This is a genomic window from Micromonospora echinospora, from assembly GCF_900091495.1.
GTDB classification, from domain to species: Bacteria; Actinomycetota; Actinomycetes; order Mycobacteriales; family Micromonosporaceae; genus Micromonospora; species Micromonospora echinospora.
Genome location: NZ_LT607413.1, coordinates 5,140,458 through 5,155,543, shown reverse-complemented (window position 1 = coordinate 5,155,543; position 15,086 = coordinate 5,140,458). Strand labels below are relative to the sequence as shown.

Sequence of the window (15,086 nt, the reverse complement as noted above, 5' to 3'; positions counted from 1 at the left end):
CACGTCGGTTTCTGCCGGGTGGCCAGGGCTGGATCGCCACCAGTCTACGCCAGCCGCTTCGGGCGCCTGCCGGCCTCACCCGTGCGGGGGCCATCGACTCCGGACCGTGTCAGGGTGCGGTGAGGGAGAATCCCGGGCGCCAGCCGCCCCGCGATCGGGACCGGAGGACCGGCGGAGTTCGCCGGGACCTCGCGGCTCAGAGCCCCCGGGCGAGACGGTAGTACGCCTGGTTCCACCGGATCTCGGCGGCGAAGCGACGCGGTTCGGTGTCGGCGTCGATCACCAGCAGTTCGGTCCGGGTCATCTCGGCCAGGTCGTGCAGCTCCTCGACACCCACCGCCTGCGACAGGACCGTGTGGTGGGGCGCACCGGCGGTGATCCACGCCTCCGCCGAGCCGGCGAGGTGTGGGCGGGGCCGCCAGACGGCCCGGGCCACCGGGAGCCTCCGCAGCGGGTGCGGCGGCGTCACCACGTCCACCTCGTTGGCCACCAGGCGGAACCGCTCCCCCATGTCCGCCATGCCGAGCACCACCGCCGGGCCCGGTGCGGCGTCGAAGACCAGGCGCACCGGGTCCTCCCGGCCGCCGATACCGAGTGGATGGATCTCGGCGTTCGGCGTGCCGTCGGCGATCGTCGGGCAGACCTCGAGCATGTGTGCGCCGAGCACCAGCTCGTCGCCGGGGGTGAGGTCGTAGGTGTAGTCCTCCATGAAGGAGGTCCCGCCCGGGACACCGACCGCCATCGCCTTGAGCGTGCGGACCAGGACGGAGGTCTTCCAGTCACCCTCGCCGCCGAAGCCGTACCCGTCGGCCATCAGCCGCTGCACCGCGATGCCGGGCAGCTGCCGCAGGCCGCCGAGGTCCTCGAAGTTCGTGGTGAAGGCCCGGAACCCGCCCGCGTCGAGGAACGCGCGCAGGCCCAGTTCCAGGCGCGCGGCGTAACGCAGGGAGTCGTGCCGTGCCCCGCCGGGCCGCAGCCGCTGGTCGACCCGGTACGTGTCGTCGTACTCCTTGACCAGGTCGTCGATCTGCGCGTCGGCCACCTGGTCGACGACCGCGACGAGGTCGTTGACCCCGTAGGTGTTGACCGAGACGCCGAACCGCAGCTCCGCCTCGACCTTGTCGCCCTCGGTGACGGCGACGTCGCGCATGTTGTCACCGAAGCGGGCCAGCCGCAGCGACCGCATCGCCGCGTACCCGAGTGCCGCGCGCGCCCACGCGCCGACCCGGGAGATCACCCGGGGGTCGCTGACGTGCCCGGCGACGGTCTTGCGCGCCACGCCGAGGCGGGCCTGGACGAAACCGAACTCGCGGTCGCCGTGGGCGGCCTGGTTCAGGTTCATGAAGTCCATGTCGATCTCGTCCCACGGCAGCAGGACGTTGGCCTGGGTGTGCAGGTGCAGCAGCGGCGTCCGCAGCGCGTCCAGGCCGGCGATCCACATCTTCGCCGGGGAGAAGGTGTGCATCCAGGCGATCACCCCGACCGCGCCCTGCCCGGCGGCGTCCCGGCAGGCCTGGAGGATGTCGGCGCTGGTGGTCAGGACCGGCTTCCAGACCACCCGGACGGGAACGCCCGGCGCGGCGTCGAGCTGTGCCGCGATCTGTCGGGACTGGTCGGCGACCTGCCGGAGGGTGTCCTCGCCGTAGAGGCCCTGGCTTCCGGTGAGGAACCAGATCTCGGGTTGCGCGTGCGTTGCCATGGAGGTGCCTTCCGCGAGAGGGGCTGTCACTTGAGGCGGATGCCGACGAGGCGCTGGAGGAGGATGAACGCGAACAGCAGCCCTCCGATCACGATCCGGGTCCACCAGGAGTTCAGGCTGCCGTCGAACGTGATCAGGGTCTGGATGACGCCCAGGACCAGCACCCCGAGCACCGTGCCGAAGACGTAGCCGGACCCGCCGGTGAGGACCGTCCCGCCGATGACGACGGCGGCGATCACGTCCAGTTCCATGCCGACGGCGATCAGCGGCGCGCCGGAGAGGGTGTAGAAGGACAGCAGGATGCCGCCGACGGCCGCGCACAGCCCGCTGACCGTGTAGACGGCGATCCGGGTACGCCCGACCGGCAGACCCATCAGCAGCGCGGACTGGGGGTTGCCGCCGATCGCGTACACGTTGCGACCGAACCGGGTGTACGCGAGCACGTACGCGGCGACGAGGACCACCGCGAACGCGATCAGCACGCTGATCGACACGAAGTTCCCCCGTGGGTCGCCGATCCGCTGCTGCGACATGGTCGTCCAGAAGCCGTCGGTGATGGGGATGGAGGAGTCGCTGATGAACGTGCACATGCCCCGGGCGAAGAACATCCCGGCGAGGGTGACGACGAACGGCTGGATCTCGAAGAAGTGGATCGCGCAGCCCATCAGGAACCCGAGCGTCGGCCCGATCAGCAGGGCGACGAGGAGCACGAGCAGCGACGGCACACCGTCGCGCAGCAGCGAAGCCGACACCATCGCGGTCATGGCGACCACCGAGCCGACCGACAGGTCGATGCCGCCGGTGAGGATCACCAGGGTCATGCCGACCGCGACCACCAGCAGGAAGCCGTGGTCGATGAAGATGTTGAAGACGACCTGGACGTTCGAGAACGCCCGGTACTGGGACACCCCGATGCCGTACATGACCAGCAGCAGGGCGAGCGTGGCCAGGACGGGGATGTGCCGTCGCGGCAGCGTCGGACGCCGGGACCGGCCGTCGACCAGTGACGTGCTGCTCATGCCGGCACCTGCTCCTTCTCCCGTCGCGGGGTCGCCGGCCGGGGTGTCCGTCCGGCCCGCCGCCGGCTGACCGTGGCGCGGAACTGCGGCGACTGGATGAGGCAGACGGCGATGACGACCACCGCCTTGAACAGCAGTGCCGTCTGCGGCGAGATGTTCATGGCGTACACCGTGGTGGTGAGGGTCTGGATGATCAGGGCGCCGAGGACGGTGCCGCCGAGGGAGAACCTCCCCCCGGCCAGCGACGTGCCGCCGATGACGACCGCGAGGATCGCGTCGAGTTCGACCCAGAGGCCGACGGCGTTGCCGTCGGCGCTGGACACGTTGGCCGTCATCATGAACCCGGCGACCGCCGCGCCGGCCGCGCTGACCACGTACACCAGGAAGACGATGCGGCCCGAGCGGATGCCGGCGAGCCGGCTGGCCCCGGCGTTGCCGCCGACCGACTCGACCATCAGACCGAGCGCGGTACGGCGGGTGAACGCGGCGACGAGCAGCGTGCCGGCGAGGGCGATGAAGACCGCGAGCGGAAGGGTCAGGAAGTGTCCGAGGCCGATCGCCCGGTACGGGTCCGAGTTGATCGTGATGATCTGCCCCTCGGTGATCAACTGGGCGAGCCCCCGGCCGGCCACCATCAGGATCAGGGTGGCGATGATGGGCTGGATCCCGATCACGGCGACCAGGACGCCGTTCCACATGCCGAGCACCAGCGCGGCGCCGCAGGCCAGGGCGAGCGCGGTCCACAGGGTGGACATGCCGTTCTGGTCGGGGGCCTCGCTGACGTACAGACAGGCGATGGCACCGCTGATGGCACAGGTCGAGCCGACCGAGAGGTCGATGCCGCCGGTGGCGATGACCAGGGTCATGCCGAGCGCGACGAGGATCAGCGGCGCGCTGAGCCGGAGGATGTCGACCAGGCTGCCGTAGAGGTGCCCGTTCTTGACCTCGACGGAGAGGAAACCGGGCCGGTGGATCGCGTTCGCGAGGATCATGACCACGAGCACGAGCGCCGGCCAGAACAGCCGGTGACGGGTCAGCGGGCGGAGTCGGTCCGGCATGCTCCTCATCGGTCGGCCTCCCGGTTCGTTCCGCTGGCGATGGCCCGCATGACGCGGTCGGCGTCCACGGTGTCGTCGTTGGCGAGTTCGGCGACCATCGTGCGGTCGCGCATGACCACCACGCGGTGGCTCAGCCGCAGCACCTCCTCCAGTTCGGCGGAGACGAACAGCACCGCCATGCCACCGTCGGAGAGTTCCGTCACCAGTTTCTGGATCTCCGCCTTGGCGCCGATGTCGATACCCCGGGTGGGTTCGTCGAGGATCAGCAGGCGGGGCTCGGTGATCAGCCACCGGGCCAGGAGCACCTTCTGCTGGTTGCCGCCGGAGAGGTTGCGGACCGGCAGGTCGGGGTCGGCCGGCCGGATGCCGAGCGCCCGGACGTACTTCTCGACCAGCTCGTCCTGCCGGCGGCGCGGAACGGGACGCAGCCAGCCACGGGCGGCCTGCATCGCCAGGATCATGTTCTCCTGCACCGTGAGGTCGGGGACGATGCCCTCGGTACGGCGGTTCTCCGAGCAGAAGCCGATGCCCCGGTCGATGGCCTGGACCGGGTTGCGCAGGGAGACCGCCTCGCCGTCGACCCGGACCCGGCCGTGGTCGGCGCGGTCGGCGCCGAACAGCAACCGGGCCACCTCGGTCCGGCCGGAGCCGAGCAGGCCGGCCAGACCGACCACCTCTCCGGCGTGGATGCGCAGGCTGAACGGCGCGACCGCGCCCCTGCGCCCGAGTTCCACCGCGTCCACCATCGGGGTGGCTCCGGCCCGGGTGGTGACGACCCGCTTCTGGTGCTGGTCGAGGCGTTCCAGCACGTCGAGTTCCTTGCCGATCATCTTCTCGACCAGGCCGAACTGCGGCAGTTCCCCGGTCCGGTACTCGCCGACGAGGGCACCGTTGCGCAGCACCGTGATGCGGTCGGCGATGGCGTAGACCTGGTCGAGGAAGTGCGTGACGAAGAGGATGGCGATGCCCTCGTCCCGCAGCTGCCGCATGATCCGGAACAGCTGGGCGACCTCCCCGGCGTCCAGGCTGGAGGTCGGCTCGTCGAGGATCAGCACCCGGGCCCGTACGTCGATCGCCCGCGCGATGGCGACCATCTGCTGCACCGCCAGCGAGTACGTGCCGAGGTGCGCGGTGACGTCGAGGTCGAGGTCGAGCCGGGTCAGGAGCTCCCGCGCCCGTCGGCGCATCTCCCCCCAGCGGACGGCCCCGAGACGGCGGGGTTCCCGGCCGATGAAGATGTTCTCCGCCACGGACAGGTTGGCGCAGAGGTTGACCTCCTGGTAGACGGTGCTCACGCCGGCGGCGGCGGCCTGCATCGGCCCGCCGAAGGCGACCGGGTCGCCGTCGAGGGAGATCGTGCCCTCGTCGGTGCCGTACACCCCGGTCAACACCTTGATCAGGGTCGACTTGCCGGCGCCGTTCTCGCCCATCAGGGCGTGGACCTCGCCCGGGAAGAGCCGGAAGTCGACGTCGTGGAGCGCGCGGACGCCGGGGAAGGTCTTGCTGATCCCGGTCATGGTCAGGACCGGACGGTTGCCCGTCATACCATCGGACCTCTTCTGGAACTGGTGCGGGTGCGGACGTGCGTGACCGGTCGGGGCCGTCGTCCGGAGACGGCGGCCCCGACGTCGTCTCAGTACTTCCGGTTGGGCAGCGCCTCCCTGGCCTGCTCCTGGGTGAAGGTGGTCTCCTCGGTCTCGATCCGGGCCGGCACCTCCTCGCCCGCCTCGACCTTCTTGACCAGTTCCATCAGCTGGGGGCCGAGCAGCGGGCTGCACTCGGCGATGAAGTTGAACTTCCCGTCGGCGAGGGCCTGCATCCCGTCCTTCACCGCGTCGATGGTGATGATGGTGATGTCCTTGCCGGGCACCTTGCCGGCGGCGGTGATCGCCTCCAGCGCGCCGAGGCCCATGTCGTCGTTGTGCGCGAAGAGCACGTCGATGTCCGGGTTGGCCTTGAGGAACTGCTCCATGACCTGCTTGCCGTCGGCCCGCTTGAAGTCACCCGACTGGGACGCGACGATCTTCAGGTTCGGGTTGGCGGCGATCGCCGCGGCGAAGCCCTCCTTGCGGTCGTTGGCCGGCGCCGAACCGGTGGTGCCCTGCAACTCGACGATGTTCACCGGGCCGGCGGCGGTCTTCGTCTGCTCCACCAGCCACTCGCCGGCGAGGCGTCCCTCCTTGACGAAGTCCGAGCCGAGGAAGGTCTTGTAGAGCGTCTTGTCGGCCGAGTCGACGGCGCGGTCGGTGAGGATCACCGGGATCCCGGCGTCCTTCGCCTCCTTGAGCACGGTGTCCCAGCCGGACTCGACGACCGGGGAGAAGGCGATCACGTCGACCTTCTGCTGGATGAAGTTCCGGATCGCCTTGATCTGGTTCTCCTGCTTCTGCTGGGCGTCGTCGAACTTCAGCTCGATCCCCGCCTCGACGGCGGCGTCCTTGATCGAGGTGGTGTTCGCCGTCCGCCAGCCGCTCTCCGCGCCGACCTGGGAGAAGCCCAGGACGATCTTCCCGTCGCCGCCGCCGTCGCCGCCGCCGGTGTCACTGTTGCCACAGGCCGCCATGCTGCCGGCAAGCAGCACGGTGGCGAGGGCCGCGACGATGGTGCGCGTTCTCCTGGTGCTCATCGGTCTCTCCTCGGATCCGGTGATCCCGACCGCGCCGCCCGTGCGGGCCGGCGGGCCGGGTGTGGTGGTGGGGTGGTGGGGAAAGGGTTCGTGGCGGGCGGGTGCGCTGGTCAGGGGTTCCCTGCGGCCCGGTCGGCCGGTGCCGGGCGTTGGCCGTAGACGTTCTGGTAGCGCTCGTACAGCGCGTCGACGTCGGCCGGCGCGATGGGCAGCGGCTGACCGAGCGCGCGGGCCAGGTGCGCGGTGCGGGCGACGTCCTCGCACATCACGGCGGCCTTGACCGCCGCGCGGGCGTCCCGGCCGATCGTGAAGACCCCGTGGTTGCGCATGAGCACCGCCGGGGAGCGGTGCCGGGACAGGGTGCTGACGATGCCCTTGCCGATGTCGTCCCCGCCGATCAGCGCGAACGGCGCGACCGGGATCTCCCCGCCGAACTCGTCGGCCTGCGCGGTCAGCCAGCACGGGATCGGCTCACCCCGGGCCGCCCAGGCGGTGGCGTAGCCGCTGTGCGTGTGGACGACGCCACCGACGTCGGGCATCGCCCGGTAGACGTAGGCGTGCGCCGCGGTGTCGCTCGACGGCGAGGCGTGCCCGTCGACGACGGTCCCGTCCAGGTCGCAGACGACCATCGTGTCGGCGGTCAGGTCGTCGTAGTCGACGCCACTGGGCTTGATCACCATGAGGTCCCGGCCGGGGACCCGCGCCGAGACGTTGCCGGCGGTCCACGCCACGAGTCCGTAGCGGGTCAGCTCGCCGTGCAGGCGGGCCACGGTCTCCCGTAGCGCGCGCACCTGCCGGGCCACGTCGCTGGTCATGCGAGCACCTCCAGGGCCGGGTCGGTCTGCGCCGCGGCCGGGTCGAGGGCCGCGTTCCGGATCGCCCGCAGGCGGAGCATGACGTCGTTGGCGCCACGGCCGAAGTGGTCGTGCAACGCGCGATACTCGGCGTAGAGGGCGTCGTAGGCCCGGACGTTGGCCGGGTCGGGCCGGTAGGCGTCCTCGTGCACCCGGCCCATCGCCGCCGACGCCTCGTGGATCGACGGGTACGCCCCGGCGGCGACGGCCGCGTGGATCGCCGAACCCAGCGCTGGGCCCTGGGCGGAGCCGATGATGCCCAGCGGGCGGTTGGTGACGTCGGCGTAGATCTGCATCAGCAGCCGGTTCGAGGTGAGGCCACCGGCGACGACCAGGTCGGTGACCGGCACTCCGGCCTCGACGAACGCCTCGATGATCATCCGGGTGCCGAACGCCGTGGACTCCAGCAGCGCCCGGTAGATGTCCTGCGGCCGGGTGGCCAGGGTCAGTCCGACGACCAGGCCGCTGAGATCGTGGTTGACCAGCAGTGACCGGTTGCCGTTCCACCAGTCCAGCGCGACCAGGCCGTGGGCGCCGACCGGTTGGGCGGCGGCCAGCGCGGTCAGCTGCTCGTGCCCGTCGACGCCGGCCGGCGCGGCGTGTGTGACGAACCAGCCGAAGATGTCGCCGACACCGCTCTGCCCGGCCTCGTAGCCCCAGGCGCCCGGGCTGATGCCGCCGTCGACCACGCCGCACATGCCGGGCACCTCGGCGGGGTGGGTGCCGTTGACGACGTGGCAGGTGGAGGTGCCCATGATGGCGACCAGCCGGCCGGGATGCAGGGCCTGGGCGGACGCGGCGGTGACGTGTGCGTCGACGTTGCCGACCGCCACCGCGACGCCCACCGGCAACCCGGTCCAGGCGGCGGCCCGAGCGCCCAGGGTGCCGGCCCGGGCGCCCTGCGGCAGCAGTGGGCCGTCCAGCTTGGCCACGAAGTCCGCGAAACCCGGGTCGAGCGCGGTCAGGTAGTCCGCCGACGGGTACCGGTCGTCCTGCCGGATGCCCTTGTAGCCGGCGGTGCAGACGTTACGGGTCTCGACGTCGCAGAGCTGCCACACGATCCAGTCGGCGGCCTCGATGAACCGCTCGGCCCGCCGGTAGATCTCCGGGTCCTCCGCCAGGATCTGCAGCCCCTTCGCGAACTGCCACTCGGCGGAGATCTTGCCGCCGTACCGGCCGATCCACGGCTCGCGCCGTTCGTGGGCCACCGCGTTGATCCGGTCGGCGTACGGCTGCGCCGCGTGGTGCTTCCACAGCTTCACCCAGGCGTGCGGGCGCTGCCGCAGCTCCGGTACTTCACACAGCGGGGTGCCGTCGGCGAGCGTCGGCAGGACTGTGCAGGCGGTGAAGTCGATGCCGATGCCGATGACGCGCGACGGGTCCACGCCCGCGTCGGCCAGGGCGGCGGGGACGGCGTGCCGCAGGACGTCCCGGTAGTCCTCCGGGTCCTGCAACGCCCAGTCCGGCGCGAGTGCCGGGCCACCGTCGGGCAGCGCGGCCTCGATCACGCCGTGGCGGTACTCGTGCACCGCGGTGCCGACCTCCGCGCCGTCGCGCACCCGGACCACCAGGGCCCGCCCGGAGAGGGTGCCGTAGTCGACTCCGACCACGTACCGCTCGTCCGCACCGTCCACACCGCCCATGACCACCTCCGAAGGTCGACCCATAGTGTTAGCGCTCACATTCACCGTCGTCAAGACACCGACCGGCAACGGATTCGTAACGTGACGGAAGGATGACGGGATGTGCGCCCCGAGCCCGTCCGAGACCATCCGCCGGTCGCCCCGGCGGCGACGCCGTCTCCGCACAGGCTCCGACCCTGTTCCGTGAGCCCGGAGCCGGGACGACGAGGGCGGGCTCGGCCGTAGCCGAGCCCGCCGTTCCAGCGTGCCCCGACCTTGATCACGGGCCGTGGCAACCTTCACCCGATTCGGTGCTCGCTGTCGTCCACGGGGTCCGGAACACCGGGTCGGACCCGCGTCACTCCTAGCGTTGCAGCGTCAGCAGACCCGGCCGGTAGGGCAGGAGGCCGTAGTCGCCGCCCGACCTGGGGTCACGTCCCTGGTAGAGCAGTTGCAGGTTGCAGGGGTCGACGGTCATGGTCTGGTCGGCGTTGCTGCGGATCAGTTCGCCGTGGCTGATGTCGTTGGTCCAGGTGGCGCCACTGTTGGCCTTGCCGGCGAAGGGGTTGCTCTCGGTCGCGGCCTGCGGTGTCCACGAACCGCCCAGGCTGGTGGCCGTGAACGAGCGGAAGTAGCGGCCCTGCGCGCCGATCGCCTCGACGAGCATGAGGTACCGCTCCTGGCCCTGGAGCTTGTAGACCTGGACCGCCTCGAACAGGTTGTTCGTCGTGTCGCTCATGATCGTCGTGTAGGACGAGCCGAAGTTGCCCGGGAAGTTCCCGATCGGCATGCTCGCCCGGTAGATCTTCCCGTTGTCCCCGGCGAAGAAGAGGTACATGTTCGTGCCGTCCCCGATCAACGCCTGGTCGATCGGACCCGTGCCGGAACCTGAGATACTCCCGGTGAACAGCGGCTGCTCCGCCGACCAGCCGTTCGGGTTGGTCGGGTCGTTCGACGTCCGGTACGAGAACGCCGTCCCGCCCCACTGGTAGGCCAGCACCCAGATGTTGCGCGGAGCGAAGTAGAACAACGACGGCGCGACGGTCGAGAAGGACATCGCGTTCTGACTCGCCGAGGCCATCTCCGACCAGTTCGAGAAAAGTCCGAAGTTCATCGAACCCCACCGCGTCCCGGTGTCGTGCGTCGTCGCGTACACCAGGTGCCGCCCGTTGTACGGGGCGTACGTGAAGTCCTTCAACGACACCCACCCCGACCTCGGCTGTGCCAACGGACCGGTCGAGGTCCACCGGTACGTCGACGGAAGCGCGCACGTGCCGGGCGGCGGCGTCGTGGGGTTGCTCCCGCCGTCGACCCGGATGAGTCGCCACTGCTGGTTGGTGCCGTTCCAGTCGTCGTACTGCACGATGCTGCCCCCGTCGGCGGTCGAGGCGCCCTGTACCTCCACCGCCTTGTTGCTGTTGCGGTTGATCAGACGGACGTGGCCACCGTCGGAGTCGGCCAACCGGAACTGCTGGTTGGAACCGTTGCCGTCGGTCCACTGCACGATGTTGGCCCCGTTGGCGGTGGAGAAGTTGTAGACGTCCAGGACCTTGCCCGACAGCCGGGACCGCAGCCGGTAGTAGCCGCCACCGGAGTCCACGAACTGCCACTGCTGCTGGTTGCCGTCGTTACGGGCCCACTGCACGATGCGCGCACCGTCGTTCGTGGCCAGGTTGTACACGTCCAGGGCCTTGCCGCTGTTCCGGTTCACCAGCACGTACCACGCGTTCGTGTCGACCGTCGCCGCAGCCGCCGGCGCGGACAGCACCACCGCGGCCGCGCCACCGACCACCACCGCCGCCACCGCAGCAGCCACGGTCCGCAGCAACCACCCGCGCCGCCGAGCCGGCGGCGCGACCGGCGGGGAACTACCAAAGGCAGACATGATCCTCCTCCAATGATCAAGAGCCGAACGGTCCACCCGAGGGATGGACGGCCGCGCACAGCGGGGTATGTGCGTCGCGATGTGCGCAGGCATCAGGAATCGCGCGTACCGACGCGCGCCTGAACCAGGGTTCGACGAAGCGGGCCTGCCCGGTGGGCCCGCTTCCGCCGTCACCCCAAGCATCGACTGTGAGCGATAACATGCCGTCCGTCAAGCCGAAGCCCCGCAGGCTCCCCGGCCGACGACGCACCCCGCTCTGCGGTCCGGGCCGACGGCATCCACAGCTCGACGCCGATCCGACCGGATTCGCCAACCTGCCCCACACACCCGCCCCGCGCTGCTCTTGATGCTCTCGAAATCCTCGCGTAACATCGCCTTACTTCGATGGCCTCCGCCGGAAGGCCGATCCTTCACCTGCGAGTAACCAGCGCTCGGGCGATGTTGTTAGCGCTAACACGAGCTGGTGGCAGAGGTGTCGAGGTAGAGAGTTGCCGCGTCTGGGCCGGTGCGGCAACCCGTTCCCGGGCATGAGTCGCGCTCTCCGCAGTCGGACGGGCCGCCGGTCGAGGCGGATGTCGACTGCGACCGATTTCCTATCGAAGGAGAGGCATGAACGACATCCATGTGGCTTCCCCGCCACCGCCTCGACGGCACCGACGATGGCTGGCAGTCTTGGCAGCGGTCGCCACCGTCCTCGCCGGTGGTGTCGCGGCGGTCGTCGTCGCGCCGGCTGCCTCCGCCGCGACGGTGGACACGAACGCCTGGTACGTGCTGGTCAACCGGAACAGCGGCAAGGCCCTGGACGTTTACAACCTCGCCACCAACGACGGCGCGCGGATCACCCAGTGGGCCCGCGGTGACGGGGCCTGGCAGCAGTGGCAGTTCGTCGACTCCGGTGGCGGCTACTACCGGTTGAGGTCCCGCCACTCCGGCAAGGTCCTCGACGTGTACAACCGGTCGACCGCCGACGGCGCCGGCATCGTGCAGTGGACCGACGGCAACGCCGCCAACCAGCAGTTCCGACTGGCCGACTCCACCGGTGGCTACGTTCGCCTGATCAACCGCAACAGCGGCAAGGCCGTCGAGGTGCAGAACGCGTCCACCGCCGACGGCGCGAACGTCGTGCAGTACGCCGACTGGGGCGGCAGCAACCAGCAGTGGCAACTCGTCCGGGTCGACGGCGGCACCACCCCCACCACACCCCCGGGCGGCGGGGAGCAGTTCACCAATCCGGTGGTCTGGCAGGACTTCGCCGACGGCGACATCATCCGCGTCGGGGACGCCTACTACTACTCGGCCTCGACCATGCACTACTCCCCCGGAGCGCCGATCCTGCGCTCCTACGACCTGGTGAACTGGGAGTACGCGGGCCACTCCGTACCGAGTCTGGACTTCGGGTCGAACGCCTACAACCTGACCGGCGGGCGGGCGTACGTCAAGGGCATCTGGGCCTCGACCCTGAACTACCGGCGCAGCAACAGCACCTACTACTGGATGGGCTGCGTCGAGTTCAACCGGACGTACGTCTACACAGCGGCGTCGGTCGACGGCACCTGGCAGAAGCGGTCCCAGATCAACAACTGCTACTACGACGCCGGCCTGCTCGTCGACGACAACGACACCATGTACGTGGCCTACGGCAACGGCACCATCAGCGTCGCGCAGCTGTCCGCCGACGGCCTGTCCCAGGTCCGCGCGCAGCCGGTCTTCACCACGCCGTCGAACATCGGCACCCTGGAGGGGGCGCGCTTCTACAAGCGCAACGGCAGCTACTACATCTGGCTCACCCGCCCGGCCAACGGCCAGTACGTCCTGAAGTCCAGCTCGCCCTTCGGGCCGTACGAGATGCGCCAGGTGCTGCTGGACCTACCCGGCCCCATTTCCGGCGGCGGAGTCCCGCACCAGGGCGGCCTGGTGCAGACGCAGAACGGCGACTGGTACTACATGGCGTTCACCGACGCGTACCCGGGCGGCCGGGTGCCGACCCTCGCACCGATCACCTGGAGCGGCGACGGCTGGCCGGTCCTGCAGACCGTCAACGGCCGGTGGGGCGCCACCTACCCGAAGCCGAACATCACCACCTCCAAGACCGTGCAACCGATGACCGGCGCGGACACCTTCACCGGACCGGGCCTGGGCCACCGGTGGGAGTGGAACCACAACCCGGACACCAGCCGGTACAGCGTCAACAACGGACTGCGCCTGCAGACCGCGACCGTGACCAACGACCTCTACAACGCCCGCAACACCGTCACCCACCGGATCCAGGGCCCCACCTCCACCGCGACCATCGAGCTCGACCACTCCGCCATGAGCAACGGCGACCGGGCCGGCCTCGCCATGCTCCGCGACTCCTCGGCGTGGATCGGGGTCAAACGCGACAACGGCACGACCCGGGTGGTGATGACCAACGGCCTGACGATGGACAGCAGCTGGAACACCACCGGTACCGGTGTCGAGGCGGCCAGCGCCGCCATCTCGGGCAGCCGGATCTGGCTGCGGGTCAACGCCGACATCCGGCCGGGCACAGGCCGGCAGGCACGCTTCTCGTACAGCACCGACGGGGTGAACTTCACGGGCCTCGGACCGGCCTTCACCCTGAACAACGCCTGGCAGTTCTTCATGGGCTACCGGTACGGGATCTTCAACTACGCCACCCAGGCTCTCGGTAGCGCCGTCACCGTGCGGCGTTTCGAGATGACCACTCCCTGATCCCGGTTCGGGATGACCACCCCCTGATCCCGGCACGTGGCCGGCGGTCCGCCGGCCTCGGCACCCCACCTCCGGAAGGACAGGACAGACATGACCACCACCAGGACCCGACCGTCCCCCGTGGGCGGGCCACGAGGGTGGAAGGCCGCCCTCTCCGCGCTGGGCGTCGGACTCGTCGCCGCCTCCATGGCGTTCGTCGCTCCGGCCCCCGCCGAAGCGGCCAGCACCCTCGGCGCCTCGGCCGCGGAGAAGGGCCGCTACTTCGGCACGGCCGTGGCGGCGCACAAGCTCTCCGACAGCCAGTACGTCGGCATCCTCAACCGCGAGTTCAACTCGGTGACCGCCGAGAACGAGATGAAGTGGGACGCCACCGAGCCCTCACAGGGCCGGTTCTCCTACACCAACGCGGACCGCATCGTGAACCACGCCCGCGCCAACGGGATGAGCATCCGTGGTCACGCCCTGCTCTGGCACGCCCAGCAACCGGGGTGGGCCCAGAACATGTCCGGCTCCGCCCTGCGCAGCGCCGCCATCAACCACGTCACCCAGGTCGCCAGCTACTACCGGGGGAGGATCCACTCCTGGGACGTGGTGAACGAGGCGTTCGCCGACGGCAGCAGCGGCGGTCGGCGTGACTCCAACCTCCAGCGCACCGGCAACGACTGGATCGAGGCGGCGTTCCGGGCCGCCCGGGCCGCCGACCCGAACGCCAAACTTTGCTACAACGACTACAACACCGACGGGGTCAACGCGAAGTCGACCGGCATCTACAACATGGTGCGCGACTTCAAGGCCCGTGGCGTACCCATCGACTGCGTGGGTTTCCAGTCCCACCTGACGAACTCGGTGCCCGGTGACTACCAGGCCAACCTGCAGCGCTTCGCCGACCTCGGCGTCGACGTGCAGATCACCGAACTGGACATCGCCGGCACCAACCAGGCCGCCGTCTACGACACCGTCACCCGTGCCTGCCTGGCCGTGGCCCGCTGCACCGGCATCACCGTGTGGGGCATCCGGGACAGCGACTCCTGGCGCACCGGCGCGAACCCGCTGCTGTTCGACAACAACGGCAACAAGAAGCCCGCGTACACCGCCGTGCTGAACGCCCTGAACGCCGGCAGCAACCCGGGCGGCCCGGTCCAACCGGGTGCGTGGTACGTGCTGGTGAACCGGAACAGCGGCAAGGCCCTGGACGTGTACAACCTGGCCACGAACGACGGTGCGCGCATCGTGCAGTGGGCCCGTAACGACGGCAACCAGCAGCAGTGGCAGTTCGTGGACTCCGGTGGCGGCTACTACCGGCTGCGGTCCCGGCTGTCGGGCAAGGTCCTGGACGTCTACAACTTCTCCACCGCCAACGGGGCCAACATCGTGCAGTGGACCGACGGCAACGGTTCCAACCAGCAGTTCCGGTTGGCCGACTCCGACGGTGGCCACGTCCGTCTGATCAACCGCAACAGCAACAAGGCGGTGGAGGTACAGGGCGCCTCGACCGCCGACGGGGGCAGCATCGTGCAGTACGACGACTGGAACGGCACCAACCAGCAGTGGCGACTCATCCGCGTCGGCTGAGGCGGGACAGCTGGGATGTGACTGCCTGACGTCCTCGAC

General features: G+C 69.8%; 10 protein-coding genes. 2 read left to right on the top strand and 8 right to left on the bottom strand.

Features of this window, described 5'->3' with window-relative positions; all coding sequences use genetic code 11:
* Nucleotides 1–196: 196 nt before the first annotated feature.
* The 8 genes from araA to GA0070618_RS23035 all read right to left on the bottom strand — a co-directional run bounded on the left by araA (nucleotide 197) and on the right by GA0070618_RS23035 (nucleotide 10,763).
* Complete coding sequence (gene araA, locus GA0070618_RS23070) at nucleotides 197–1,699, bottom strand: L-arabinose isomerase (protein WP_088983487.1); 1,503 nt, start codon at nucleotides 1,697–1,699, stop codon at nucleotides 197–199.
* Nucleotides 1,700–1,725: 26 nt separating this feature from the next.
* Nucleotides 1,726–2,718, bottom strand: coding sequence for a galactofuranose ABC transporter, permease protein YjfF (gene yjfF, locus GA0070618_RS23065; RefSeq protein WP_088983486.1), 993 nt, complete (start codon nucleotides 2,716–2,718; stop codon nucleotides 1,726–1,728).
* Entirely contained in the window at nucleotides 2,715–3,785 is a 1,071-nt protein-coding gene (locus tag GA0070618_RS23060) for an ABC transporter permease (protein WP_088983485.1), read from the bottom strand. The genes yjfF and GA0070618_RS23060 overlap by 4 nt, the downstream gene beginning before the upstream one ends.
* Nucleotides 3,782–5,320 (bottom strand): sugar ABC transporter ATP-binding protein, encoded by a 1,539-nt coding sequence (locus tag GA0070618_RS23055; RefSeq protein ID WP_088983484.1) that lies wholly within the window; start codon nucleotides 5,318–5,320, stop codon nucleotides 3,782–3,784. Before GA0070618_RS23055 ends, GA0070618_RS23060 begins: the two co-directional genes overlap by 4 nt.
* An 89-nt stretch (nucleotides 5,321–5,409) precedes the next feature.
* A complete protein-coding gene (locus GA0070618_RS23050; protein WP_088983483.1) occupies nucleotides 5,410–6,402 on the bottom strand; it encodes an ABC transporter substrate-binding protein in 993 nt (330 codons plus the stop codon).
* Nucleotides 6,403–6,512: 110 nt separating this feature from the next.
* On the bottom strand, nucleotides 6,513–7,217 hold the full coding sequence (locus GA0070618_RS23045) for an L-ribulose-5-phosphate 4-epimerase (RefSeq protein WP_172900320.1): 705 nt from the start codon (nucleotides 7,215–7,217) through the stop codon (nucleotides 6,513–6,515).
* The gene (locus GA0070618_RS23040) at nucleotides 7,214–8,899 is read right to left on the bottom strand and encodes a ribulokinase (RefSeq protein WP_088983482.1); all 1,686 of its coding nucleotides are present in this window, start codon (nucleotides 8,897–8,899) and stop codon (nucleotides 7,214–7,216) included. Before GA0070618_RS23040 ends, GA0070618_RS23045 begins: the two co-directional genes overlap by 4 nt.
* A gap of 343 nt (nucleotides 8,900–9,242) precedes the next feature.
* The gene (locus GA0070618_RS23035; RefSeq protein WP_088983481.1) at nucleotides 9,243–10,763 is read right to left on the bottom strand and encodes a non-reducing end alpha-L-arabinofuranosidase family hydrolase; all 1,521 of its coding nucleotides are present in this window, start codon (nucleotides 10,761–10,763) and stop codon (nucleotides 9,243–9,245) included.
* Between the two features lie 609 nt (nucleotides 10,764–11,372).
* Here GA0070618_RS23035 and GA0070618_RS23030 point away from each other — a divergent pair.
* Nucleotides 11,373–13,475 carry a family 43 glycosylhydrolase gene (locus tag GA0070618_RS23030; protein WP_088983480.1) on the top strand — a complete coding sequence of 701 codons (2,103 nt, stop codon included), beginning with the start codon at nucleotides 11,373–11,375 and terminating at the stop codon, nucleotides 13,473–13,475.
* 186 nt (nucleotides 13,476–13,661) lie between these two features.
* Nucleotides 13,662–15,047, top strand: coding sequence for an endo-1,4-beta-xylanase (locus GA0070618_RS23025; RefSeq protein WP_197701817.1), 1,386 nt, complete (start codon nucleotides 13,662–13,664; stop codon nucleotides 15,045–15,047).
* Nucleotides 15,048–15,086: the final 39 nt, after the last annotated feature.

Bases quoted from the DNA above. Each gene is read 5' to 3' on its own strand.
- araA (WP_088983487.1), bottom strand. From the start codon at position 1,699: ATGGCAACGCACGCGCAACCCGAGATCTGGTTCCTCACCGGAAGCCAG.
- yjfF (WP_088983486.1), bottom strand. From the start codon at position 2,718: ATGAGCAGCACGTCACTGGTCGACGGCCGGTCCCGGCGTCCGACGCTG.
- GA0070618_RS23060 (WP_088983485.1), bottom strand. From the start codon at position 3,785: ATGAGGAGCATGCCGGACCGACTCCGCCCGCTGACCCGTCACCGGCTG.
- GA0070618_RS23055 (WP_088983484.1), bottom strand. From the start codon at position 5,320: ATGACGGGCAACCGTCCGGTCCTGACCATGACCGGGATCAGCAAGACC.
- GA0070618_RS23050 (WP_088983483.1), bottom strand. From the start codon at position 6,402: ATGAGCACCAGGAGAACGCGCACCATCGTCGCGGCCCTCGCCACCGTG.
- GA0070618_RS23045 (WP_172900320.1), bottom strand. From the start codon at position 7,217: ATGACCAGCGACGTGGCCCGGCAGGTGCGCGCGCTACGGGAGACCGTG.
- GA0070618_RS23040 (WP_088983482.1), bottom strand. From the start codon at position 8,899: ATGGGCGGTGTGGACGGTGCGGACGAGCGGTACGTGGTCGGAGTCGAC.
- GA0070618_RS23035 (WP_088983481.1), bottom strand. From the start codon at position 10,763: ATGTCTGCCTTTGGTAGTTCCCCGCCGGTCGCGCCGCCGGCTCGGCGG.
- GA0070618_RS23030 (WP_088983480.1), top strand. From the start codon at position 11,373: ATGAACGACATCCATGTGGCTTCCCCGCCACCGCCTCGACGGCACCGA.
- GA0070618_RS23025 (WP_197701817.1), top strand. From the start codon at position 13,662: ATGGCGTTCGTCGCTCCGGCCCCCGCCGAAGCGGCCAGCACCCTCGGC.